20 protein-coding genes are annotated in these 23,762 nt (G+C 39.6%); 17 read left to right on the top strand and 3 right to left on the bottom strand.

Features of this window, described 5'->3' with window-relative positions; all coding sequences use genetic code 11:
• Nucleotides 1–387 precede the first annotated feature (387 nt).
• From clpB to E0H81_RS12305, 6 genes are all read left to right on the top strand, one after another.
• Complete coding sequence (clpB, locus tag E0H81_RS12330) at nucleotides 388–2,970, top strand: ATP-dependent chaperone ClpB (RefSeq protein WP_131319269.1); 2,583 nt, start codon at nucleotides 388–390, stop codon at nucleotides 2,968–2,970.
• 218 nt (nucleotides 2,971–3,188) lie between these two features.
• The gene (locus E0H81_RS12325; RefSeq protein WP_131267409.1) at nucleotides 3,189–4,016 is read left to right on the top strand and encodes a hypothetical protein; all 828 of its coding nucleotides are present in this window, start codon (nucleotides 3,189–3,191) and stop codon (nucleotides 4,014–4,016) included.
• 2 nt (nucleotides 4,017–4,018) lie between these two features.
• On the top strand, nucleotides 4,019–5,563 hold the full coding sequence (locus E0H81_RS12320; protein WP_131319267.1) for a GH3 family acyl-acid amido synthetase: 1,545 nt from the start codon (nucleotides 4,019–4,021) through the stop codon (nucleotides 5,561–5,563).
• Between the two features lie 20 nt (nucleotides 5,564–5,583).
• The gene (locus tag E0H81_RS12315) at nucleotides 5,584–6,753 is read left to right on the top strand and encodes a GNAT family N-acetyltransferase (RefSeq protein WP_131319265.1); all 1,170 of its coding nucleotides are present in this window, start codon (nucleotides 5,584–5,586) and stop codon (nucleotides 6,751–6,753) included.
• Between the two features lie 124 nt (nucleotides 6,754–6,877).
• Nucleotides 6,878–8,155, top strand: a complete 1,278-nt coding sequence (locus E0H81_RS12310; RefSeq protein WP_165492623.1) for a DUF945 family protein — start codon at nucleotides 6,878–6,880, stop codon at nucleotides 8,153–8,155.
• Between the two features lie 190 nt (nucleotides 8,156–8,345).
• A complete protein-coding gene (locus tag E0H81_RS12305) occupies nucleotides 8,346–8,792 on the top strand; it encodes a hypothetical protein (RefSeq protein ID WP_131319261.1) in 447 nt (148 codons plus the stop codon).
• A 43-nt stretch (nucleotides 8,793–8,835) separates the two neighbouring features.
• On the opposite strand, the gene rlmKL is transcribed toward E0H81_RS12305, so the two are convergent.
• Nucleotides 8,836–11,040, bottom strand: coding sequence for a bifunctional 23S rRNA (guanine(2069)-N(7))-methyltransferase RlmK/23S rRNA (guanine(2445)-N(2))-methyltransferase RlmL (rlmKL, locus tag E0H81_RS12300; RefSeq protein WP_131319259.1), 2,205 nt, complete (start codon nucleotides 11,038–11,040; stop codon nucleotides 8,836–8,838).
• A gap of 245 nt (nucleotides 11,041–11,285) precedes the next feature.
• On the opposite strand from rlmKL, the gene E0H81_RS12295 reads away from it, so the two are divergent.
• The 8 genes from E0H81_RS12295 to E0H81_RS12260 all read left to right on the top strand — a co-directional run bounded on the left by E0H81_RS12295 (nucleotide 11,286) and on the right by E0H81_RS12260 (nucleotide 19,225).
• On the top strand, nucleotides 11,286–11,630 hold the full coding sequence (locus E0H81_RS12295) for a hypothetical protein (RefSeq protein WP_131319257.1): 345 nt from the start codon (nucleotides 11,286–11,288) through the stop codon (nucleotides 11,628–11,630).
• Nucleotides 11,631–11,861: 231 nt separating this feature from the next.
• Complete coding sequence (locus E0H81_RS12290; RefSeq protein WP_131291122.1) at nucleotides 11,862–12,878, top strand: aspartate carbamoyltransferase catalytic subunit; 1,017 nt, start codon at nucleotides 11,862–11,864, stop codon at nucleotides 12,876–12,878.
• A gap of 9 nt (nucleotides 12,879–12,887) precedes the next feature.
• The gene (locus E0H81_RS12285) at nucleotides 12,888–14,123 is read left to right on the top strand and encodes a dihydroorotase (RefSeq protein ID WP_131319255.1); all 1,236 of its coding nucleotides are present in this window, start codon (nucleotides 12,888–12,890) and stop codon (nucleotides 14,121–14,123) included.
• A 118-nt stretch (nucleotides 14,124–14,241) separates the two neighbouring features.
• On the top strand, nucleotides 14,242–14,979 hold the full coding sequence (locus E0H81_RS12280; protein WP_131319252.1) for a hypothetical protein: 738 nt from the start codon (nucleotides 14,242–14,244) through the stop codon (nucleotides 14,977–14,979).
• Nucleotides 14,980–15,021: 42 nt separating this feature from the next.
• The gene (locus E0H81_RS12275; RefSeq protein WP_244926538.1) at nucleotides 15,022–15,924 is read left to right on the top strand and encodes a lysozyme inhibitor LprI family protein; all 903 of its coding nucleotides are present in this window, start codon (nucleotides 15,022–15,024) and stop codon (nucleotides 15,922–15,924) included.
• Between the two features lie 154 nt (nucleotides 15,925–16,078).
• Entirely contained in the window at nucleotides 16,079–17,563 is a 1,485-nt protein-coding gene (locus tag E0H81_RS12270) for an OmpA family protein (RefSeq protein WP_131319250.1), read from the top strand.
• Between the two features lie 132 nt (nucleotides 17,564–17,695).
• Nucleotides 17,696–18,514 carry a Rossmann-like and DUF2520 domain-containing protein gene (locus E0H81_RS12265; RefSeq protein ID WP_342353506.1) on the top strand — a complete coding sequence of 273 codons (819 nt, stop codon included), beginning with the start codon at nucleotides 17,696–17,698 and terminating at the stop codon, nucleotides 18,512–18,514.
• A gap of 36 nt (nucleotides 18,515–18,550) precedes the next feature.
• A complete protein-coding gene (locus E0H81_RS12260) occupies nucleotides 18,551–19,225 on the top strand; it encodes a class I SAM-dependent methyltransferase (RefSeq protein ID WP_131319246.1) in 675 nt (224 codons plus the stop codon).
• Nucleotides 19,226–19,286: 61 nt separating this feature from the next.
• On the opposite strand, the gene trmB is transcribed toward E0H81_RS12260, so the two are convergent.
• Nucleotides 19,287–20,003, bottom strand: coding sequence for a tRNA (guanosine(46)-N7)-methyltransferase TrmB (trmB, locus tag E0H81_RS12255; RefSeq protein WP_131319244.1), 717 nt, complete (start codon nucleotides 20,001–20,003; stop codon nucleotides 19,287–19,289).
• Nucleotides 20,004–20,156: 153 nt separating this feature from the next.
• Entirely contained in the window at nucleotides 20,157–21,605 is a 1,449-nt protein-coding gene (locus E0H81_RS12250; RefSeq protein ID WP_131319319.1) for a SulP family inorganic anion transporter, read from the bottom strand.
• Between the two features lie 219 nt (nucleotides 21,606–21,824).
• Between E0H81_RS12250 and E0H81_RS12245 the strand changes: the two genes are divergently transcribed.
• From E0H81_RS12245 to E0H81_RS12235, 3 genes are all read left to right on the top strand, one after another.
• Nucleotides 21,825–22,436, top strand: a complete 612-nt coding sequence (locus tag E0H81_RS12245; protein ID WP_131267395.1) for a glutathione binding-like protein — start codon at nucleotides 21,825–21,827, stop codon at nucleotides 22,434–22,436.
• Between the two features lie 186 nt (nucleotides 22,437–22,622).
• Nucleotides 22,623–23,204 (top strand): NAD(P)H-dependent oxidoreductase, encoded by a 582-nt coding sequence (locus E0H81_RS12240; protein WP_131319242.1) that lies wholly within the window; start codon nucleotides 22,623–22,625, stop codon nucleotides 23,202–23,204.
• A 26-nt stretch (nucleotides 23,205–23,230) separates the two neighbouring features.
• A complete protein-coding gene (locus E0H81_RS12235) occupies nucleotides 23,231–23,551 on the top strand; it encodes a putative quinol monooxygenase (protein ID WP_131267393.1) in 321 nt (106 codons plus the stop codon).
• Nucleotides 23,552–23,762: the final 211 nt, after the last annotated feature.

The raw sequence follows: 23,762 nt of genomic DNA, 5'->3' as shown, positions 1-23,762 counted from the left end.
TGTTATTACTTCATTTTTTGCCCTATTTAAATTCAATTTCCCCGCTTCAGCTAAAATCAAAACTTTGATCAATTCAAGGAGCTTTTTATATAAATTAAAAACAAAGCTATAATTTTTAAAAACTTATCTATTATTCAATATTGAATAACTCAGCCAATTGCTCAAACCCAATGATGAAATGTCTTTGAAATAGAATTTGATACACAAGATATTAAAATCACCTTGAAAAAAAGCGCTCAAATACCCATATTATAACTAAAATCCATGTTTTCTCTCGATTGTTTTAGTTGTTGAAAATTAAAATATTTTTTAAGAAATTTTATTGAAAAATATCAAACCATTCCCATCTATTATCCAAGTGCAAAATTTGTTGTGAGGAAAATAAGAATGCGTTTTGAAAAATTTACCAATCGCTTGCAGCAAGCTTTATCAGATGCTCAATCTTTAGCCATGGGTAAAGACAATACCTCTATCGAAGGTATTCATATTTTATCGGTGCTATTGCAGGAGCCTGCCAATATCAGCTTGCTACAACAGGCTGGGGCAAATCTACGAGATCTTCAGACCAAGCTAGATCAAGCGTTGAATAATGCAGCGACCATTGCCAATCCGACAGGAGATATCAATCTTAATCCTGAAGCAGTACGTGCCTTAAATCTGGCGGACAGCTATGCACAAAAAGCCGGAGATGAGTTTTTATCAACCGACTGGGTATTGCTCAGTTTAGCTGAAACAGGTGCAACCAAAACTTTACTGAATAGTGTAGGCGTAACATCGACAGGCTTACGTAAAGCAATTGAAAATATTCGAGGTGGTGAAAAAGTCATGAGTAATACCCACGAAGATCAGCGTGATTCACTCAATAAATACACCATTGATTTAACTGAGCGTGCCATGTCCGGAAAACTGGATCCCGTGATTGGGCGTGATGAAGAAATCCGCCGTACCATTCAGGTTCTGTCACGTCGTACCAAAAATAATCCGGTACTGATTGGTGAACCGGGTGTTGGTAAAACTGCAATTGTAGAAGGCTTGGCTCAACGAATTGTCAATGGAGAAGTACCGGAAGGCTTAAAAGGTAAACGTGTTTTATCTTTAGATTTGGGTTCATTGCTGGCCGGCGCAAAATATCGTGGCGAATTTGAAGAACGCTTAAAAGCGCTCCTGAAAGATCTGGCCAAATATGAAGGCGAAATCATTCTCTTTATTGATGAATTGCATACCCTTGTCGGTGCAGGTAAAGGTGAGGGTGCCATGGATGCAGGCAACATGCTGAAACCCGCATTGGCACGTGGCGAGCTGCATTGTGTCGGCGCAACGACTTTGGATGAATATCGCCAATTCATTGAAAAAGACGCTGCACTGGAACGTCGTTTCCAAAAAGTTTTGGTGGATGAACCGAGTGTTGAAGATACCATTGCGATTTTACGTGGTCTGAAAGAAAAATATGCAACGCACCATGGGGTTCAGATTCTGGATTCAGCCATTATTGCCGCTGCGAAAATGTCGCATCGGTATATTACCGATCGTCAATTGCCCGATAAAGCCATTGATTTAATTGATGAAGCAGCTTCGCGTATCAAAATGGAAATTGACTCCAAACCTGAACCACTTGACCGTTTGGATCGTCGTTTAATCCAGTTGAAAATGCAGCTGGAAGCAGTCAAACAGGATGCCGATTCAGTCAGTAAAGCTGAAGTGTCACATCTGGAAAAACAGATTGCTGAAGTTCAGAAAGAATATAGTGATTTGGAAGAACAGTGGATTGCCGAGAAACGACTGGTTGAAGGTACAAGTCAGGCGCAAGTCGAATTGGATAAAGCGCGTACGGCTTTTGAAAAAGCACAGCGTGAAGGGGACTTGGCAGAAGCCAGCCGTCTGCAGTATGGGGTAATTCCTGAATTGCAAAAACGGCTTGAAAGTGAAGAAGTTGCTGAAGAAAACAATGAAGAGCCAAAACTCATTCGGACCAAAGTCACTGAGAATGAAATTGCGGAAGTAGTCAGTGCTGCAACTGGTATACCGGTGGCAAAAATGCTGCAAGGCGAACGTGAAAAACTGCTGCATATGGAAGAATTTTTGCATAATCGTGTGGTTGGGCAAGATGAGGCGGTGGTTGCAGTCTCCAATGCGGTACGTCGCTCACGCGCAGGCTTATCTGACCCGAATCGTCCAAGCGGTTCATTCTTGTTCCTTGGGCCAACAGGTGTGGGTAAAACTGAATTGACCAAGGCTTTGGCCAACTTCCTGTTTGACAGTGATGATGCCATGGTCCGTATCGACATGAGTGAATTCATGGAGAAACATTCCGTGAGTCGCTTGGTTGGCGCACCTCCAGGATATGTGGGCTATGAAGAAGGCGGTGTATTGACCGAAGCTGTGCGCCGCAAACCTTATAGTGTGGTGCTGTTCGATGAGGTAGAAAAAGCCCATCCGGATGTGTTTAACATCTTGCTGCAAGTTCTTGATGATGGACGTTTGACTAACTCTCAAGGCCGTGTGGTCGATTTTAAAAACACCGTTATCGTTATGACCTCTAACCTGGGTTCGCAGGATGTGCGCGAATTAGGGGACAATCCATCTGATGAGGAAGTTCATTCAGTGGTGATGAGTGCTGTTTCTCAACACTTCCGTCCAGAATTCATTAACCGTATTGATGAGTTGGTGGTGTTCCATTCACTGAAAAAAGCACAAATTCGTGGCATTGCAGATATTCAGCTGAATCGCTTGCGTTCACGTTTAAATGAAAAAGACATGCGTCTTTCTGTGGATGATAGTGCTTTTGATCAATTGATTGATGCTGGTTTTGACCCTGTGTACGGTGCGCGACCATTGAAACGTGCCATTCAACAGCAGGTCGAAAATTCCTTGGCTCAAAAAATCTTGAGTGGAGATTTTCTACCTGGTGACACGATTTTGATTAAAGCTGAAAATGGTCATCTTGAGTTTGAAAAAATGAAACTAAGTTAATCATTTACTTATGATTAAAAGATTAAAAACCCAGCTTCGGCTGGGTTTTTAATTTGTACGTTTGTCGTATTTATTGTTTAGATACGTAAAGCTAATTGCAATTTATCAATTCATGGTTCTACTATTGCATCCGAATCTACAACTTGGATGTGTAGATCATAGCTTTATAAAAAAACAAAAAAGTGCTTGCTGGATAGCAAGCGAAAGGGATAAAAATTATGATGGAATTTAAACTTTTACGGCAAATAAAAAAGGAGCCGTATAGTCAGTATAAACATACCGGTGATGTGACCATACAAGAAATCAAACGTATGTATGATATTTACCAAAAATATTATGCCAATACCCGTTATGAAATTTTTGAACGGGATTTCTTAGAAAAAACCGGTGTTTTCTTTATTATCGAACCTAAAAACAAACAAATCGTGGGCTTCTCTACCGTTATGGAACGTGACTTCGTGGTTAATGGTAAAGCTCGCCATGCCTTTTTTAGTGGTGACACTATTATTGAGCAAGCTTATTGGGGAAATCGGGCTTTAACACGTGCAATGTATCGTTATATCGTTAGCTTTAAACTGCGTTATCCACTTACCCCGATTTACTGGATCTTGATTTCTAAAGGTTTTAAAACCTATTTATTGCTGGCAAATAACTACTACAGTTATTATCCACACTATGGTGAAAAAAATTCGCATTTACAAGATTATGTGGATTCCTATTGCCGACAGTATTTTGCCGAATATTATGACAAAGCCTCCGGTCTACTCAATTTTGGTGAAGATTATCAGCCCTTAAAAGCAGATGTCGCACCCATTACTACAGACTTACGCGAGAAAAACACCAAAATCGCATTTTTTGAAGATAAAAACCCGACATGGGCGGAAGGAACAGAATTGCCCTGTATTGGTGAATTACGCTGGAGTGATCTATACCGCTTTATTAGCCGCTTTATGACCAAAAATATGAGTGTGGGCAAACTGGAAAGTCAAATGCCACGAAAGCGTCCATTACATATTGCTTCGGATTCAGATTCAAAGGTAGCGTAACTATGGGATTGCTGCTGTCAGCTTCACATCAAATATTGGAATTCGCCTGCCGAAAAGCATTTCAGCGTTATCGGCAGCAAGCGAATGATCTAGAAGCGGTACAACGCCAAAAATTGGATCAGTTCTTAAAGCAACATACTTCACAAAGTTTGAGTTATGAAGCGTTTGTAGAAAAGTATCCAATCACCCGTTATAGCCATTGGAAAGAAAAAATTGAGCAGTCTCGCCAAAGTGGCAAAAACTGTTTGGGGCCGGAAAAAATTGTTCGCTTTCAACCCACCAGTGGTTCAAGCGAAGCGCTGAAATTTATTCCTTATACGCAAAGTTTTTTAAATGAATTGGATGAAGCTATTGGTTTATGGCTCACTAATTTATATCGTGAACATCCACAACTAAAAAATTCAACCCACTATTGGTCAGTATCATGGTTGCCAGAAAGTCAGCGTAAATTGTTAGAAAACAGTAACCTGAATGATGATAGTGCATTATTGAATGTCTCAAAACGTGTTTTAAGTAAAATTACTCAAGCTGTACCGGCTGAAATTGCCCTTGCTGAATCAGCAGAAGATGCCATGTTTGCGACCGCCGTATTTTTGGTTGCGGATAAAAATCTAGGCATGATTTCAGTCTGGAGTCCAACTTTTGCAATGCAATTATTGGATGTGATTGAACAGAATCAAAATGAAATTGTGAACGTGCTGCGAATGGGGCAATGGAAACGTCGCAGTCTGGATTATTTAAAAGCACCACGATCATCAGAGCAGAGCTATAAATTACAACGTCTAGATTTAAAAGAACCAACGGCTTGGACCAGTCTTTGGCCTAAATTGGCATTAATTTCCAGTTGGGATACAGCAAGTGCTGAACGCTGGGCCAAAAATTTACAAGATCGTGTAGCAAATGTCGCTTTTGAAGGCAAAGGCTTATGGGCGACAGAAGGCGTAGTCACGATTCCTTTTAATAATCGTTATCCACTTAGCTATCAGTCCCATTTTTACGAATTTTTGAATTTGGAAAGTGGCCAAACTGTACCTTCATGGGCGCTCAAAGTGGGCGATATTGTGAGTCCTGTTATTACTACAGGTTCTGGACTGATCCGGTATGTGATTGATGACGAACTTGAAGTGACCGGTTTTTATGATCAGGTCCCATGCTTTTTGTTTCTAGGACGAAAGATGACGGTCGATTTGGTCGGTGAAAAAATTGATCAAATCACCGCACAAAAAGTATTGGCTACATTTCAACAAGAAGGTTATGTCCCGGTAAGTTTGTTAGGAATTGAGTTTTGTGAAATTAAAAAACCTCACTATGTTTTATTAAGTGAAGGTAATTTAGCAAAACAACCTTCAGCTATAGAATTAGATGAATTGTTAAAAGAAAATTTTCATTATGAGTTGGCACGAAATTTAGGCCAGTTAGATGAGCCTGAAGTGAAACATGTAGATGATGCTTGGCATTACTATAAAACTTTGGCAATGCATAACGGAATGATCGAAGGGAATATCAAACCTGAACCATTGAAGAAAATGAAAACAAAAATAATTTAAGTATATTTGAGTAAAACTATATGAGCTTAAACGTATTGTATGCACAAAATGACAATGATAACCTAATTTATCGCTCGAAAAATGAACCAAATTTTTTGGTGCGGGATGCCACTCAGGCAGATGACGAACAACTGGTGCAATTGATTGCCGAGACTATGCCGAGCAATGGTATGACTTTGGCTTTTGAGCGTTATCCGAGTTATCTCAGTGCCAGTCATGCCCAGTATAATCGTCCCGATATCAAACTGGTTGTACCAGAGGAAAATCTGGCACAAGTGGTCGGGATGATGAATCTGGGTTGGCGCTATTGTTTTATCAATGGTCAACCAGAATTATTGCGTTATGTCGCGGATTTGCGCATGCATCCGGCGCATCGTGGTAATAAAGTACTGCGTCTGCTGATGGATTATGTCTATGATGAAATTCCACTAGATACTATTTTTGAAAGTGTGGTTTTGGAAGATAATACTGTCGCATGTAATATTTTACATAATGAGCGTAAAGGCTTTCCCAAACCATTTCATTATGACGATATTCGTACCTTTACGGTGTCACAAGCGCAAAAACCTGCGCAATTTGGACAGTATCATTTTGAGCAAATGAATACGAACCATGTAATTGAAGCCAATGCATTTATTTTAACAATGACGCAGTATTATAATTTTCTACCGAATTATGATTTTTCAGGTTTGGCAGAATTCAACCATCCATTTTGGTTGGGCATGAACATCCACGATTTTTATCTGATGTATGACCAGAATCATCAGATTGTTGGTTTATATGGTTTATGGAATCAAAAAGCTTTTAAACAAACCCGTGTTGTTGACTATTCTTTGCCTTTAAAAGTCATGAAGCCTTTTTATAATGTTTATGCGGGTCTTCGAGGTGTTTTGTCTTTACCCAAAAAAAATGATGCCTTTGAGTATTTGATGATTCATAGTGCTTTATGCCATCCCGAGCAACAAGATGTGTTTGCCAGTCTGATTTTTCATGCGAAGCAACAGACTAAACTGCGTCGCAAACAAGCCTTTTGTATTACCTTGGCAAATAATGATCCACGTATTCATTGGATGAGCAATACCACATCTCATATAATTCAAGCCAAGCATTATTTTCATAGCTTTAAAGGCAATCCCTATAGCACCTTTGATCGTAATAAAATTAGCTATTTTGAAGTGGGTCGTATTTAATTCATATGTAGTAACTACCCAATCACGCAATGTGATTGGGAGCAGAGAGTCATTTAAAAAATTATATTAATTTACATTTTCAACCTATACTTGTTTACAAAATAAGCAAAAAATGAGGCAGGTGATGTCAAAATTAATATGGGGTTTGGGTAGTCTTGTTGTATTGGCAACGGCTGCGATTGGGGGGAATTTGTATGCGGATAAAAGTTTACATTTGTATTATCAGCAAAATCAAAAAACCAATTTAGTTTCAATTCAATATAAAAACTTTAATATGGGCGCAATGCAGGGTTCTGCAGACTGGGCAGCACAATTGTCATTTGATCCGTGTAAACCTAAAGATGTTTTGATGCTCACAGGCAAGGATGAAATTAAACGCAGTTGGAATGGTTATCATATTGAATCAAAAATTAATTTACAGCAAGGCAGTGAAGTTTTTCAAAAAATACTCACACAGCCTTTAACTGCTCAAACCACGATTGACTGGTTGGGTGTGGTGCATTCCTCATTGACGACACCCGTTTTTGAAAAAAATGATGCGGATATACAAACTCGAATCGATTCGATGACGTTTAAAGTAGATGCAAAATCCAAAGACGATCAATTAAAAATATTGAATGCCAAACTTGAAATACCCAATATGACTGTGAGCGATAAATTGGGTCACCTAGAGATGCGGGAAGTAGAGCTTGAAACGACTCAAGGTTTAAGTTCTACCCTTGATGAAGGGAAAACCCAATTGAATATTGCCTCGATTAAACGTACCGATCGAAATGTGCAGCAATTTGGCAGTGGAGAATTTAAAGATTTTGCTTTGATGATGAATACGGGTATTGATCAACATACGGTAAATTTTGATACTCAGCTGAATATTAAAGAAGTGGTTATGCACAAAATACCGACTTTGCAAAAGTTGCAAATGAATTTCAATCTGAAAGCACTGAACAAGCAAAAAGTACAAGCTTTCTTTGATTTGTTAGAAAAAAATAGTGAAGTGTGTGTAGCTAAAGAAGAGCTGACTCCAGAATTGGCGAATAGTCTTTTGTCCATTGTGAATGAAGGTTTTAGTTTTGAATCGCAAAATAACCAGATTAACTTGGGTGAAGGATTTGCTAAAGCAAGCTTGAGTGGCAAGGTAATGCCTGGTCATCAATCTTCATTTGCCAGCTTGGTTAAAATGGCACCCAGTTTAGTCGAGTATCAGGCGAATGTTGAATATGACAAGCAAATTATGAAAACCCTAATTAGCAATTACATGCAGCAAGGGGGTAAAACATTGTCTGATCAGGAACTTGAACAAATGTTAAATGGCATGCAGCAAGCGGTACAAGCCAAACGAAAAGGTGATGTGTTAAAGATAGGAATTGAATATAAATATGGCGAAAAGAAATTTTTAAATTAACAACCCGATCTTAAGCAAAAAAGGCTGCCAGATGTGCAGCCTGAACAAGCACAAAGCGCTGCCTTGTTTGCAGGGCAAGGGAAAATTATATTTTTGCTGCTACAGAATATCGGGAAGTCCTGAAAGCACATTGTTGTTGTATATAAAAATTGCTAGCGTGCAGAATGAATAATAAAAAGGAAAGCTCATCATGAAGATGAAAAATAAAAAAAGCGTTTGTAGTCAGCTACAAAAAAATATAGTGATCATAAATCTTCTGTTGGTCATCTGTTCAGGATCTTATGCAGAAGTTCCTTTAACAGACCAAAAACTGTCAGAACAAAGGAGTGATTCAAAACATTTGGATGCTGAGACTATTCAGCGTGCTCAAAATAGTATTGCGCAACCGATTGATCAGCAGAAAAAAGAAAGTAAAGAATTAAGTGACCAGAACAATCAGGGGATTCAGAAGCAGAATATTGATGAAACGGTATTATCCGATTATCAAATGCAGAAAAAGAAAGCGGCTGAACAATTGATGCTGAATGAAAAGCAAGCCGGTACTCATTCAAACATTCACTTATTTGACACAGTGAATCAATCAGATAATTTGCGCATGAATTATTACGATGGCATTACCATTGAGATGAAACGCTAAATCGCGTTCCATCTCAATTTGGATTATTTAAAGCAAGGCATGATTAGATTGCATGATGTTTAATTTTCCATGCTTTATGGATTCTGGTATTGCGTTTGAAATCTGGCCCAATGGTTTCACTGGTAATTTCTTGCACATCGAACATGGCTTGAACTTCTTCATCCATTTCGAAACCACGGTAGTTATTCGAGAAGTACAAGGTACCTTCAGTGGTTAAACGGTTCATGGCACGTTTAAGCAACGAATTATGGTCACGTTGTACATCAAAAGTACCGTAGAATTTTTTCGAATTTGAGAATGTTGGTGGATCAATGAAGATCAGGTCATATTGTTCATGGCCTTCTTTTAACCATTCAAAACAGTCACTTGAGAAAAATTGATGCTGTTCATCCGCATGATCTACCGTCAAGCCATTGAGTACAAAGTTTTCTTTAGACCAGTTCAAATAAGTATTGGATAAATCGACACTTGTTGTACTTGCTGCACCACCTAAAGCTGCATGAACGCTGGCAGTAGAGGTATAACTGTATAAGTTTAAGAAGTGTTTGCCTTTCGCTTCAGCAGCAATGCGTAAACGCATTTGGCGATGATCCAGGAACAGGCCAGTATCTAAATAATCGGTCAAGTTGACTAAAAGTTTAGCTTTGCCTTCTTGCACAATAAACCGCTTAGAAGCAGTACTTTGTTTTTCGTACTGAGTTTTACCTTCCTGACGGGCACGCGTCTTGATAAAAATCGCATCACGGCCTAAACCAGTCACTGCACGAATAGAAGCCAAAGCTAAATTAAAGCGTTTTTTTGCTTTTTCAGGATCAATGGTTTTTGGTGGCGCGTATTCTTGCACATGCAGACGGTCGCCATACAAATCCACTGCAACATTAAAGTCAGGTAAATCTGCATCATACAAACGCAAGCAATAGATATTTTCTTTAACAGCCCATTTTTTCAAGGCTTGAATATTTTTTTGCAAACGGTTGGTAAAGTCTTCAGCGCCTTCAATTGGCTCAAACTGTTGCGGCTGCCAAGTCGCCAGGAAGGGCTGACTTGCAGTTGCAGGTTTGATCGTACCGAAACGTACGTAAATAGGAAGCTTACCATTCATCAAACGCAGAATTTGCGGATCGTTGAACGCTAGTACATCGGCTTGTTCAACTTGTGCAGCAATCACTGCAGCATATTGATTCGGGAAGTTCTTTTGTAAAAGAGCCGATAAGCCTAAGTACAAGGCACGGTTTGAAGCTTTTTCACCTAAACGCTCACCATACGGTGGGTTGGTCACGATAAACGAAGTTTTTCCTTCAGCTTGGAAATCCGGCCAATCTGCAAGGGTACGTTCTTCAATTTTGATTTGATCGAGTATTGCTTCAAAGCCCGCTGCAATAATATTTTGCTTGGTGGCTTTTACAGCTTCCCAGTCAGCATCATACGCATAGAACTGAGGGAGTGGTTTTTCTAATGCAGCTTGATGGCGTTCAGCTGCTTCAGCTTTAATCGACATCCATAAATCATGGTCATGGCCATTCCAGCCACTGAAACCAAAACGGCGGACTAAACCTGGTGCACGATCGGTCAGCATCATGAGAGATTCAATGATGAAAGTTCCCGAACCACACATTGGATCTAAAATAATGTCAGGATTTCGTTCGATTAATTTGGCTTTCTGCAGAATTGCTGCTGCAAGATTTTCTTTAATCGGGGCATCGGTCATGAAATGACGATAGCCGCGTTTATGTAAAGAATCACCTGATAAATCCAGGCAATAGGTATGCTGAGTTTTACCAGCAAGTACGTATAAAGTAATTTCAGGTTGTTTGATGTCGATGCTTGGGCGTTTGCCTACCGCTTCCATAAAGGAATCGACCACACCATCTTTTACCCGTAACGTCGCAAATTGAGTATTTACTTTGATGTCACGTTCAACGTGTAAGCGAATGGCAAATGTACTTTGTGTTGCAAAAACAAGTGACCAGTCAAAGTTCATTGCACCTTCGTACAATTCTTCAGCCACATCACGTGCATCATGAGTGAACTCTAATTCATGCGTATGAATAGGCGTCAGTACACGAGAGGCTAAACGTGACCACATACAAATACGGTATGCATTTTCTAGCGTGCCTTGGAAAACTAAACGTCCTGGAAAGCGTTCAATATTTTGAACACCTAAACCTTCCAATTCTTCTTGGAGTAAGGTTTCAAGCCCATCTGCACAGGTGACCCAGTATGTAGAAAGACGTAGTTTCGAATTCATGCAAATTTCCAAAAGCAGCTAAGCAATCTATCATTTTAACGTATTTTAGCCCTGAAAAGTTTATAAATTCGGGCAAAGCTTGGGCTTGATGAGGAAATATATGATTTTTATCTATTAAGCGTGCCTAACTGGTATGTATTTTGCTGATCATCTTGTTTATTGGTTATGAGTCATGTGATTTTGACTGTAACTATTATTTTTTAATTAGTTTGATTTATCAGCTTGATTTGATTAGGGGACATTGGATGCAAGACACGACTATAAATGAGTTTGTGAACCGTTCTGAAGCATTTTCTATTGCGACATTAATTTATACCCGCTTAAGGCGTGTAACAGGGCGCATGATTGATGTGACGTATTTAATGCAAAATCAAGATTATACAAAATATGTGATTGATCTTGCTTTATCTGCGAATGATTCCGAATTGCAGCGGCAAGCTGAGCGTCTACGTTCATTAATGGTATTTGACCTTGAAGCTGATCAAATTGAGGTTCAGGCAGAAGCAGCAAAAATATATGAATCGGAAGTAACAGAAGAAGAAATTTATAGAGCACAAGTGTCACATCACTATATTGGTGCATTGCGTTAATGTTTAGGCTCTAAAGACTGCCTTGATTTAGAGCCTGATTTTAGCCAATTTCCCATAAATAGAATTTGTTAAATAAAATGTCGGGACAGATAAATCGGTAAAACTACTAATTCACTTTTAATTAATAAATTTACATGACACGTAAATAGTCACTGAATGCTGAAAACTTCAACTGCCAACCCCGGGGGAATATCTGTATAATAGTTCAACTTAACTGAACGGGAATCTCTCATGCACTTGGCGGCATTGCATACTCCGAGCCAGATTCAACTCAATCAACAGGGTAATCTCAAACATTTCTTGACCATTGATGGTCTTTCTAAAGAAACCCTGACCAAAATTCTTGATACAGCTAATTCCTTTTTTAATGATCAAAATCAACTGATAACGACTCCTTTATTAGAAGGTCGTACGGTCATGAATTTGTTCTTTGAAAACTCTACCCGTACGCGTACCACTTTTGAAGCAGCGGCAAAACGTTTATCAGCCAATGTGCTGAATATTGATATAGCACGCTCAAGTACTTCAAAAGGTGAAACATTACGAGATACCCTGTGGAATCTTGAAGCGATGGCAGCCGATATTTTCGTGGTTCGTCATTCCTCTTCAGGTGCGGCACATTTTATTGCACAAACTGTTTGCCCACATGTTGCGATTATTAATGCCGGTGATGGCCGTCACGCACATCCGACGCAAGCGATGCTGGATATGTTGACCATTCGCCGTGAAACTAAAAAGCCATTCGAAGCTTTGAGTGTGGCCATTATTGGTGATATCAAACATTCACGTGTAGCACGTTCCGATGTGGCAGCATTGCAAACTTTAGGCTGTAAAGACATTCGTGTAATTGCACCGAATACCTTGCTGCCGTATGGCTTTGAAGAATATGGCGAAGATGTTCGTCTGTTCAATGACATGGAAGCCGGAATTAAAGATTGCGACGTGATTATTACCTTGCGTATTCAGAATGAACGGATTGATTCTCCTGCGTTGGCGTCACAGGCTGAATTCTACAAAATGTATGGTTTAAACAAAGAACGTCTAGCAATGGCAAAACCTGATTGTATCGTGATGCATCCGGGGCCAATGAACCGTGGCGTTGAAATTGATTCCAGTATTGCTGATGGTCCGCAAGCGGTGATCTTGCATCAGGTGACCAATGGGATCGCGGTGCGTATGGCGGTACTGGCACTATCTATGCAAGGTCAGTTGCAAGAAAAAGGTTTAATTGAAGCGATTGCGGGATAAGGTAAAGTCATGAGTATTGTAAAAATTGAAAATGTACGTGTCTTAGACCCAATCAAAAAAACTGATCGCGTACAAACCGTATTTATCGAAAACGGCAAACTGGTTGCGGAAACAGATCAGGTGAGTGAAAGCATTGATGGTCAAGGCCAATGGCTGATGCCAACCATGGTCGATTTGTGTGCACGTTTACGTGAACCGGGTCAGCAACAACATGGTACTTTAAAATCTGAAGGAAAGGCCGCGCGTGAAAACGGCATTTTGCATGTCTTTACGCCGCCAGATTCAAAACCCATCGTACAGGACAATGGTGCGCTGATTCATGGCCTGGTTGAAAAAGCCATGCTGGATGGCGGTATTTATCTGCAAGTGATTGGTGCGCAAACACAGGGCTTGCAAGGCAAACAACCGGCCAATATGGCAGGCTTGAAAAAAGGCGGTTGTACGGCTGTTTCGAATGCCAATGCACCGTTTGCCGATGATGACGTGGTAATTCGTACCCTTGAATATGCAGCTGGTTTAGGCATGACTGTCGTGTTCTATGCAGAAGAACATCAAATTGCGAAAGATGGTTGTGCACATGAAGGCTTTATTGCTTCACGTCAAGGCTTGCCAATGATTCCGGCATTGGCTGAAACCGTTGCAATTGCTAAATATTTGCTTATCATCGAAGCAACCAAAGTACGTGCACATTTCGGGTTGTTATCTTGTGGTGCGTCTGTTGAATTGATCAAAATTGCAAAAGACAAAGGCTTGCCTGTTACTGCTGACGTGGCGATGCATCAACTGCATTTAACCGAAAGCTTAACCGACGGTTTTAATTCTTTGGCCCATGTACGCCCGCCATTGCGTGCTGAAAAAGATAAGCAATTATTACGTCAAGGTGTAAAGGATGGGGTGATCGATGCGATTTGTACCCATCATGAACCGCTTAGCAGCTCTGCAAAATTAGCACCATTTGCCGAAACACAACCAGGTATGACCGCTTTTGATACTTACGTTGCATTTGGTATTCAACTCGTTAATGAAGGGCTGTTTGAACCTTTGGAATGGGTAGAAAAAGTAACACTTGCACCGGCAAAAGTGGCCAATATGGTCGATCGCTGGACTGAGGAATCGGGTTGGGCTTTGATTGACCCTCAACTTGAATGGACAGTTTCTAAAGATTCTATCCTTTCACAAGGTAAAAATACGCCGCTTATTCACCAAAAAGTTGTAGGTAAAGTGGTGCAAACTTTTGTGGCTTAATTGACTTAAAAATTTTTTAAAAAGTTGTAAAAGTCAGCCTCGGCTGGCTTTTTTGTGATCAAATTGTTATTAATTGCTAATTTTGTTTATAATTATGTAAATAAAAGAGGGTATATTAATGAAACTTAACAATAAAACACTTGTGGTGTTTGCATCGACTTTGGTTTTAACTGGCTGTAATAATCTTTTTTCAAATCATGTGAAATGTGATGATGAGTCCGCAACCTCATTAGTAACCCAGGTATTAAAGGATGATTTGGCACAATCTTTAGAAGGTGAACTCAAAGCGTTAATTAAAAATGGTTCGATTAAGGATTTAGATCCCGCAAAACTCAAACTGTCGGCAAAAAATATCCAATTTAGTTTGCTTGATAGCAGAACCGATTTTATTGATCCAAATAGTCCAAAAACGACATGCTCAATTGATTTAACAGCAACGATTCCTTCTGATTTAGTCAAAAAATCTGATGAAGCCAGAGCTAAAGTTGATGTAATGAGTGTAGAAGAACATGCCAATAATTTAGGTGTCAATTATGAAAATAATAAGATTCATTTAACCCTAGAGTATGTTCTGCAACCGACTGACAAAGGTGACAAAGTTTTAGCTCTACTTAAGAATAATTCTAATGTACAAATCTTAATTTCAGAAACTTTAACTTATGCATTCTTAAAACCACAAATTGAAAAGAATCAAATTAAAAATTTGGAAGCGAGTAAAGCCACTGTACAAAGAAATAATGCCAACACTGCAACTTATGATGCAAATAATGAAGCGATCGTAGCTGCTGATGCAGCAACAGAAGCAGCACAAGCAGCCGTTGCAGCAGCGGAAGGCTATGACGAAGAGTATGAATAATTAGTTTTTTTAAAATAAAGATGAATTGAAAATAGGATAATCATGAAACTTAAATTATTAGCATTGGCGGGTTGCATGTTGCTTGTGTCGGGTTGTGACAAAGTACAATCAATCGCAGGTAGTACAGTGAAATGTGATAATGAAACTGCAAAGCAGTTGGTTGTTGAAAGTTTCAGTAAAACAGTAAGCGATATTGCTGCAGAGCGTGTCAAAGAGTTGATTGATAGTGAAAATGTTACAATTGATATGGGGAAATTAAGAAGTACGCTTCAGCAAATTACCTTCAATGTAAATGATGTCCGTACCAATAATTCTGATCCCAATAGTAATAAGCAGTATTGCGTAACTGAATTTGTAGTCAAAGTTCCAGATCAAATGGTAAAAGATGCGGATGCCGCTCGTGCTGTTTATGATGAAAATAATATTGCTCAGGCTGCGGTATTATCAGATCTATCATTTGAAGCAAACCAGCTGAAAAAAGAAATTGAATATTTAGTTCAGCCAACAGATGATGGCAAAAAAGTTTATGTCACTTTAGAAAATCCAGATGCTCTAGCATATTTCGTCAGGGATATCGCAGTTGATTCTTTGGTTAAAACTGCACGTCAAAATGCAGCTGAAGTTGCCAAGCAAGAAGAGATTAAACGTGTAGCGGAAGAAGAGGCGACTGCACAAGAATACCAGTCTGTATTAATGTCAGAAGCGAAAACCAATTTAGATAAAGCCAATGAGAATTTAAATTTGGTTTGGAATTCGACCACTAAGGAAGTTCGTAGTCAGCTTCTAGATGAGCAAAGACTTTGGCTTAAAAAACGTGAGTTGGAATGTAAATTAGAAAGTACTCATTCAGATAATCCAGAAATCCATCGAATCAATTGTGAAACCAATATGACAACGCAACGGACTTCAGAGTTGCGTCAAAAAATTTATTATTTAGAAGAATAATTATTTTTTGAATATAAGAAAAGTCAGCTTCGGCTGGCTTTTTTATTGCTGAAAAAATAAGAGTATTCAAATAATACAATTAATTACACTGTCTGAAAAATGAGCAGATAAACTGAAAATACACATGATAAGACCAGAATAAGAGGAATAATGGATGAATATTAATTTGATTGATCTATTGAAGCAGAAAGTATCTGCGATTGTTCTTGAGGGCGAAACAGAATATCTTAGCGAGAAGAGTCAGGCATTAAGCAGTTTTTTTCCTATCCTCTTGGCACTTTTCAAATCTAAGCCAGAGCTTATCGGAAATTTACAGAGTCAATTAAATCCGAGATTGAGTGATATTTTTGCAACACATCCCGATTTAAAGCAGCAATTTTTAGAGCAGATTTCCGGAACAGTCCCCACTGGAACCATTGAATCCACTTTAAATCACTCCATTGCACCGACACTGGGGTTTTTAGAAAGCGAAGCCGGTTCTTCTGAACCTAGCGCGATTGCACATCTTATTGAGACACATTGGCCAGCAGTGTCGAGTGCCTTGCCACATTGGGCACCCGCACTTTTAAGTGCTTTGGGTGTCAGTATTGCAGCCGGGCACGCATTGCACCAAGCACCCGCAGTTGAACCTTATAGGGCAGTTGAGGAAAAAAAGAAATCGAGTTTTCTGTTGCCGCTGATTGCTTTTATTATTTTGGCAGCACTGCTGGCTTTAATGTTTAAGGCTTGCTCCGATAAAAAGGAAACTGAACCTGCAAGCGGTGTGGCTACCCAGACTGCAACCAGTGAACCTGCAAAATTGCAACTCAGTACCGGTTCGACAGGGGATTTAACCACGTGTCAGCTCTATTCTGGCAATGCGAGTTATATCGATATTTTGCAAAAAGACATTAAACAAATTTTTAATCACAATATCGGTTGTGGCGTAGAGACGAATGCAAGCTACCATACCGAATTTATTGATCAAGATGCTATTCCAAGTGTATTGAAATTAGTCAAAGGCGTTCCAAATGCATCATTAACCTGGATGGGAGATCAACTTTCTATTCAGACTGCGAATCCTGCTGATGCAGAGCAATTGGCAGCTAGAATTCAGCCACTGGTTAAAAATATGACCGTAATGACACAAGCTGCTAGCGCTGCCTCAAAACCAGTTGATAACACGACTGCAATAAGCGCAGGTAATATCAGTGCTGAAAAAGCCCTGGCAGAAATTAATCCAGATAATATTCGTGCATTAGATATTGCAACTGCCCTAAATATGCAAATTATCAATTTTGATACCGCAAGCAGCAACATCCCAGATGCCAATAAATCAATTTTAGATCAAGCTGCAGCCTTGATTAAGCGGGCATCACAGGTACATTTAACGGTTAAAGGCCATACCGATGCTATGGGTGATGTTGCAGCAAATAAAGCATTATCACAAAAACGTGCACAAGCCGTTGTAGATTACTTGGTAAAACAGGGGGTTGACCCCGCACAACTGCAAGCTGTCGGTTATGGTTCGGAACTACCTGTGGCTGATAATGCAACAGCTGAAGGCCAATTTAAAAATCGCCGTATTGAGTTTGAAGTGTTAAATACAGAAACGGGTGTAGCTCGTGAAGTAAATGAGCAAGGCATTAACAAACAGTAAATGTCTGGTTTTGATCGCTTTCATAAAAAAATCCCTGTATGACGCAGGGATTTTTTATAAGCATTCTTTTAGATGATGATTAAGCAAAAGGATGAATTGATTCATCCTTTTTTTATTGGCATGCTGTGATCAATTGTAAATAGTGAAAATACTATGCGTATTAGCTTTATTGGAGCAGGGCGGGTTGCCCATCATTTGGCGCATGCCTTAAGCCAGCATCATCAAATCATCCAAATTTATAGTCGCAGTTTCGAGCCTGCACAAACTTTAGCTGCACAAGTAGGTGCAACGGCAACGGTGAATGTCGCCGAAATAAATCCTGAAGTAGATTTAGTGATTATTGCAGTTAGTGATCAAGTGATTGCATCCGTAATTGCAGAAGTTCATTCTCAATTAACTGATGTCCTGATTGTACATACCTCGGGCAGTATCGATCTTGAAGTCTTGGCAAAAGTCCATGCACGTGCTGGCGTATTTTATCCTCTACAAACCTTTAGTGTGGATCGGAAAATAAGCTGGGCAGATACGCCACTCTTTGTAGAAGCCAAGTCTGAAGATGATCTGGTTTTATTAACAGCGCTTGCCAGTCAGTTAAGTCGTCGCGTTTATCAATACACATCGGCACAGCGTTTAAGCCTGCATTTGGCTGCGGTATTTGCCTGTAACTTTAGCAATTACTGTTATGACATGGCGAAGCAGATTGTCGACGCGCAGCAGGTGGATTTCTCCCTGCTTTATCCACTGATTTTAGAAACCGCCCATAAAGCCGTTCAGCATGATCCTAAACAGATGCAGACTGGACCTGCAATGCGAGGCGATCAAAATATCTTGAATATGCATCAACAGATGTTACAAGATGCTCAGCGAGAAGATTTAAAAAAAGTGTATAACTTGATGAGTCAACAGATTTTGCAATCGCATCATCCTAAAGAGTCACTTAAACTGAAATAAATAAATTTAAGCCATGTATTGTAAAAGGAGGCGCGTATGGCAAAGGATTTTAATAGCCAGTATGTGGTGGATGGCTATGATGAGCATATTCGAAAATTAATTCCCGGCTATGATGTTGTACATCAGCAAATCAAGGCTTTATTGCAAACCTATGCAGATGAATATGCCCATGTATTGATTGTGGGCTGTGGTACCGGCTATGAGCTGGGTTATCTGTTACGATCATTTCCTGACTGGACCTTTACTGCAACAGAGTTGTCGGAAACCATGCTGGATAAAGCCAAACATCATATCCATGCTTTAAATGCATCGCATCGGGTGGAGTTTGTGCTCGGAGATGTAGAGCAATTAAAAACAGGTCAAACATACGATGCAGCGCTTTCTATTCTGGTTACGCATTTTGTAGATTATTCAGATAAACGCAAGTTCTTTAAAGCGATTTATTCAAGTTTAAAACCTCAAGGACTATTCATTACTTTTGATTTGATCAAAATAAAGTCAGATCAGGAGCTGGAAATACTGAAGCATGTATGTGAGGCCAATGGCTTAACGACTTCACAATCTGCGGCAATGATTGAGCGTTTGGACGATGATTTTTATCCGCTGTCGGAACCAGAAACATTTGAACAATTGAAATTGAGTGGCTTTGATTCTGTAGAGCGTTTTACCCAAATTTTATCTTATCAAGGTTATCTGGCGATAAAGGCTTAAATTTTGATAATAAAAAATGGCCCATTCATCGATGAGCCATTTTTTTTAATCTCTATTCAGTTTATTTAATTTTCTTGAACAGGAAGTCATTAATGGTATGACCTTCCTCAATCCCGCGGCGTTCAAACTTGGTTTGTGGACGCCAGTCAGGGCGTGGGTAGCTATTGCCTTTGCCTGCCATGTTCTCAAGATTTGGACGGTTATCGAGTACATCCAGCATCCATTCAGCATACGGTACCCAGTCTGTAGCCGAGTGGAAAGTACCGCCCATTTCCAGTTTTTGTTCAACCAGTGGCATACGGTCATGCGATACAAAACGACGTTTGAAATGACGTTTCTTTTGCCAAGGATCGGGGAAATACAGTTGCACGGCATTAATGCTGTTGTCCGGCATTTCACGAAGCACTTGAATCGCATCAGCATCGAGTAAACGCAGGTTGGTGATACCTGCCATACCGGCTTCATATACACATTGCGCGATACCCGGAACATGCACTTCAATACCGACATAGTTGCGTTCAGGATTGGCTTTTGCCATAAGTACCAGCGAACGGCCCATACCAAAACCAATTTCAACCGTTAAAGGACGTTCTGGATGTTCAAAGTGCTGACGTAAATCACCCACCGGATATTCCAAAATTAGGTGACCATATTGTTCAAGCGCAGTACGTTGAGAGGTATTCAGCGGAGATGAACGACGCATAAAAGTGACAATTTCGCGATGTTCATTCAAGTTGTCCAGCTCGACGACTTGCGGGTCTAATTGATCGTTCGACATAACTTTGGCAAATGTAATAAATTCGAATGCGGTATTTTAAGTCTTAAGACTGGCAAGTCAAACTTTTCTAGGATTTTTCACAGACTAAAATACTTTAGCAGGGCCAAAAATATAAAAGAGTCCGAAGACTCTCTATATTTTCTTTTTATTTAATTAGGCTTGGTTGTACTGATCAACCAGTGTGCTGCTGGCCTCATTTAAGCCGACAACCGTGACTTCAATATTCTGATCTTTAAATTTCTGTACGACATTATTCAGCATATTGACTGAAGTAATATCCCAGATATGCGCATAGGTAAGATCAATCTCAACCTTGGAAATATTTTCTTTAAAGTCAAAAAACAGGAAAAACTTGTCTGAGCTGCTAAAGAAAATTTGTCCTGAAATCGTGTAATGACGTGTGGATTGATTGACTAATACAGAACTGACTTTTACTTCGCTTTCCAGTTTATTCACTAAAAACAAAGCCGAAAGTAACACACCGACAAATACGCCTAGCGCAAGGTTATGGGTTGCTAAAACGATAATGACCACAGCCAGCATCACGATATTACTTTGCTTCGGATGCTTCTTAAAATTACGCACCGAATCCCAGTTAAAAGTAGTGAAAGACACCATAATCATAATGGCAACCAAAGCGGCCATCGGAATGTAGGCTAACCAATCTTTAAGAAAAACCACTAAACATAGTAAAAATACACCTGCAACCAGGGTGGATAAACGTGTACGTGCACCAGATGATACGTTAATAATGGATTGACCAATCATGGCACAACCAGCCATGCCGCCCATAAAACCACTCACGATATTGGCATAACCTTGACCGCGACATTCCTGATGACGGTCGCCTTCAGTGTCGGTAACTTCATTCACCACGGTCGTGGTCATCATGGTTTCTAATAAACCCACGGTTGCAAGGGTAATTGAATAAGGAAAGATAATTTTTAAGGTTTCAAAGTTCAGTGGAATTTCTGGAATCAGGAAAATAGGCAAGGTATCGGTGAAATGTCCCAAATCACTGACGGTACGCATATCACCGCCTAAAAATAAGGCAAGTAGACTCAGCAGGACAATACAAATCAGTGGAGATGGAATCAGTTTGCCAATTCTTGGAATGTAAGGAAAAAGATAAACCACCGCCAAACCTAGGCCCACAAACAAATAGCCTAAGCCATCCATTTTGCTTAATTCGGGAAGTTGAGCCACAAAAATCAAAATTGCCAAGGCGTTTAAAAAACCATACACCACAGACTGCGAAACAAAGCGCATTAATTTGGCGACTTTAAAATAACCTGCAATCACTTGAATAATACCGGTCAAAACGGTTGCGGCAAGTAAGTACTGCAAGCCATGTTCTTTGACCAGGGTAATCATCAGCAAAGCCAGCGCGCCGGTTGCCGCAGAAATCATGGCAGGGCGACCGCCAAAGAAAGCAATGGTAACGGCTATACAAAATGATGCATAGAGACCGACCTGCGGGTCAACACCGGCAATGGCTGAAAAGGCAATCGACTCGGGGATCAGAGCTAAACCCACCACCAAACCTGCCAATACATCGGTACGGATATTGGAAAACCATTCTTCTTTTTTAAGGCTAATCACAAGGTTAATTTTCATCAAACTTTAAAGTGGGGTATGTTAAAACAGTTTTATGGAAAAAAGCACCTCGGATTGACTTGAAAAATACTGCATTTTGGACAATATTCTAAAGGTAAAGGTTTTTTACGCATTGATGCTTTTTTGCAATTTACAGGTATGATCACTTGAAAGTTTGTTAGAAGAGATTTAAAACAGTTAATAGTTAAATAACAAGGATCAGATATGAAGCTTTATTACGCCCCTGGCGCGTGTTCACTGGCATCACATATTATTTTAAATGAAATTAATGTCGATTTTGATTTAGAGCGTGTAAATTTAAAAACCCATACTACAGAGAAAGGTGCTGATTACTACGCAATTAACCCAAAGGGCTATGTTCCAGCTTTAGAAATTAACCCGGGCTTGATTTTGACCGAAAATGTGGCAATTTTACCGTTTCTTGCACAACACGATCCCAAACAAGATTTAATTCCGCCATCAGGTTTAGGGCGTGCCAAAGTTCTTGAATGGTTGGGTTACTTGAACTCTGAATTACACGATGCTTATGCGGTATTTTTCGGTGCGCCATTGTCAGATGAAGCGAAAGAAAAAGCCTATGCAGAAATTGACCGTTTGCTTGCCTATATTGAAAAAGCCTTTGGCGAATCTGATAACGACTATTTAGTCGATGATAATTTTGGTCCGGCAGATGCCTATTTATTTGTGTTAACCAACTGGTCAAAGGGTATTGGGCATGACCTTACGCCGTATACCAAGATTAATGCCTTGCGTAATAAAGTGGCAGAACGTCAATCGGTACAAATTGCGATGCGTGATGAAGGTTTAATTCCTTAATTTTTTGCATTAATTTGAAAAGCACCTCAGGGTGCTTTTTCTTTGCTTTTAAAATATAGAGTGTTGAATGAACTAATCATTCTATTGTTGATTTTTTATCAATAATGTTTTGCAAAATTATGAATTTTTAGCAATAAAATATTTGAGTATATTGGCCTCTGAAAATAAATCATCCAAGGCGAATGAATGAGTAATATCCTGATTGTGAATGGTGCCAAGCAATTTGCACACTCGAATGGCGAATTAAATGATACGTTGACTGAGTTGGCAAATACTGTGCTTGGCGAGATGGGTCATAGCATTAAAATTTCTCGTTCAGAGAGCGACTATGACATTCAGGAAGAAATTCAAAAATATATCTGGGCAGATGTCATTATTTATCAAATGCCAGGCTGGTGGATGGGCGCGCCCTGGACAGTTAAAAAATATATTGATGATATTTTTACAGAAGGGCATGGAACTTTATATGCCAGTGATGGCCGCTCACGTTCAGATGCCTCGAAAAAATATGGTTCAGGTGGTCTCATTCACGATAAAAAGTATATGTTGTCATTAACCTGGAATGCACCCATGGAGGCGTTTAATAATGCTGATCAATTTTTTCATGGCGTTGGTGTAGATGGGGTCTATCTGCCATTTCATAAAGCCAATCAATTTTTGGGGATGAAAAGTTTAAACACCTTCATCGTAAATGACGTGATTAAAATGCCCAATGTCACTCAATATGAACATGAGTATCGTCAACATCTGATGGATGTTTTTGCCTAATTGATGGATTTTTTAAGGAATAAGCTCTGTTGATCGTTATTGCAGATATTCAGATTCGCTCTGGTGCCCAACATCGTGAAAACGTGTTAAATGCATTTAGAAAGATAACACCTATAGTTTTGCAGGAAGATGGTTGTTATGGCTATGAGTTACTGGTCGACCATGAGTCGGATGTGAGTTATCAGACTAAAACACCCGATTCAATTACGATGTTGGAACATTGGGAAAGTGTTGAACACTTGAATGCGCATTTACAGCAACCACATATGCAAGCTTATCAACAGCAAGTTAAAGATGATGTGCTTGAGGTTAAAATCCGGATTATGCAAAAGGGTTTAAGTATTTAAGTATATTGTTGAAATATAAAAAAGGACTCTTTTGAGCACTGCTGTCCCATAGTTTGATTTAAATAAAAAACCTGAGTCCAAATCGTTAAAATATGAGTGCAAACAAACACTTTAACGACCAGGATTCAGGTTTTGTCACATCAGAATACCGTATTTCATCAGCTTATTAAACCCGTCGTGCGACAGGATTTTGAGCAACTTGCTAAAGTAC

It is taken from the genome of Acinetobacter terrestris (assembly GCF_004331155.1).
GTDB classification, from domain to species: Bacteria; Pseudomonadota; Gammaproteobacteria; order Pseudomonadales; family Moraxellaceae; genus Acinetobacter; species Acinetobacter terrestris.
Note: the sequence above shows the minus strand (reverse complement) of the source record. Positions and strands in the feature narration are given on the sequence as shown.